Origin of the sequence: Mesorhizobium sp. M7A.F.Ca.US.014.04.1.1, from assembly GCF_003998745.1 — a bacterium.
Taxonomy (GTDB): domain Bacteria; phylum Pseudomonadota; class Alphaproteobacteria; order Rhizobiales; family Rhizobiaceae; genus Mesorhizobium; species Mesorhizobium ciceri.
The window spans coordinates 1-1,858 of sequence record NZ_RZRW01000833.1 but is presented as its reverse complement, the minus strand read 5'-3'; the positions used below and the strand labels follow the sequence as shown (position 1 = coordinate 1,858).

The window sequence follows — 1,858 nt, the reverse complement described above, 5'->3', positions numbered from 1 at the left end:
GTCGACGGCGACGCATCCGCCGTTGCCGAACTCGCATCCTACGAGCCGATCAACGCCATGCGCCATGTCGGCATTCTGCCGGAGGACCTGTCGGGCAGCGTCACCGGTCACGTCAAGGCGGATATTCCGCTGCAGTCCGGCGTCGACTCCTCGAAGCTCGATTGGCTGGTGTCGCTCGACTACACCGGCATGTCCCTGGCCAAGCCCTTCGAAGGACAGGTCGTGACGGATGCCGACGGTTCGATCACGGTCGACCCCGAGAAGGCGGTGATCTCCGCCAAGGCGTTGCTGAACGGCATTCCGGCCGAACTCGATCTGATCGAGCCGCTCAGGGATGAGGGGCCGGCGCGCAGCCGCAAGGTGGCCCTGGTGCTCGACGACAAGATCCGCGCCGCCGCCATGCCCGGCCTGAAGCCGCTGCTTGCCGGAACTGTGAAGGTGGCGATCGACAAGAACGGCAGCGGCGACCAGAACGTCTCGGCCGACCTGACCAACGCCAGGCTGGACATTCCCTGGGCGGGCTGGAGCAAGGGGGCGGGGGTGCCCGCCAACGTCACCTTCGTCATGACCAAGTCCGGCGACACCACGACGCTGTCCGATTTCAATCTCGACGGAAAGACGTTCTCCGTCGACGGCAGCATCGTGCTGGTCAATGGCGCCTTGTCGTCGGCGCGGTTCAGCAAGGTCACCTTGAACAGAGGCGACGACGTTGCTGTGTCGGTGAAGCGGTCCGGCAAGGGCTATGCGGTCGACATATCGGGCAATGCGCTCGATGCCCGCTCGCTCATCAAGCAGTTCACCTCCGACGTCGACACGGCTACCAAAACCACCGGTTCCGACGCCATCTCCGTCAGCGCCGATGTCGACCGGCTGACCGGTTTCCACGACGAGCAATTGTCCAATCTGAAGCTCGACTACAGCGCGGCCGGCTCGCGGGTGAACGGGCTGAAGGTCCGCGCCACGGCAAGTTCGGGCGCCGCCATAACCATCAGCAACACCACCGGTGCCGGCCAGCGCGCGCTCAACATGCAGTCCGCCGACGCTGGCGCCATCCTGAGATTCCTCAATATCTACGAGCATATGGAAGGCGGAACGATCACCCTGGCCCTGGCGGGGCCGAGCGACGGATCGCTGAGGGGCAAGGTCGACACCAGCAACTTTTTCGTCGTCAACGAACCGAAACTGGCCTCCATCGTCTCGACCACGCCCGCCGGCGACAACCGCAGCCTCAACCAGGCGGTCAAGGGCAAACTGGACACGTCGCGGGTGAAGTTCGAACGCGGTTACGCCGAGATCGACAAGGGCAGCGGTTACCTGAAAATCGCCAACGGTGTGCTGCGCGGACCGCGCATCGGCACCACGTTCCAGGGCACGCTCTACGACCAGAACAACAACATGGACATGACCGGCACGTTCATGCCGGTCTATGGCCTCAATCGCATCTTCGGCGAATTGCCCATCGTTGGCGCGCTGCTCGGCAATGGCCGCGACCGTGGCCTGATCGGCGTCACCTACCGGCTCAAGGGCAACGCCAACAAGCCGTTGCTGGACATCAATCCGCTGTCGGTGATCGCGCCCGGAATATTCAGGTCGATCTTCGAATATAGGTGAGCGAGTTCAGGCCGGTCGCACCAGAATGTGTTTTTTCTTTCCCAAGGAAAGCTTTACGACGTTTTCCGGACTCAAATCCTGAGGGGTCACCAGCCGGCGCTCGTCGCTCACCGGCTCGTCGTTCAGGCGCACGGCGCCGCCCTGCACATGCCGCCGCGCTTCGCCGTTCGACGCCGCCAGTCCGGCGGTGACCAGCAGCGACAGGATGCCGACGTCGACCGCGCCGCTGGAGGGGAGAACACCGAGG

Annotated in this window: 1 protein-coding gene and 1 pseudogene; one reads left to right on the top strand and one right to left on the bottom strand. The window is 63.9% G+C overall.

The genetic code is table 11. The annotated features are described in order from the left end of the window. Positions 1 to 1,611: pseudogene (locus EOA22_RS32055) on the top strand (AsmA-like C-terminal region-containing protein); the annotation flags it as partial. 6 nt (positions 1,612 to 1,617) lie between these two features. On the opposite strand, the gene EOA22_RS32050 reads toward EOA22_RS32055, so the two are convergent. Further along, positions 1,618 to 1,858: S4 domain-containing protein (locus tag EOA22_RS32050; RefSeq protein WP_281040808.1), on the bottom strand; the 241-nt coding region annotated here is incomplete at its 5' end.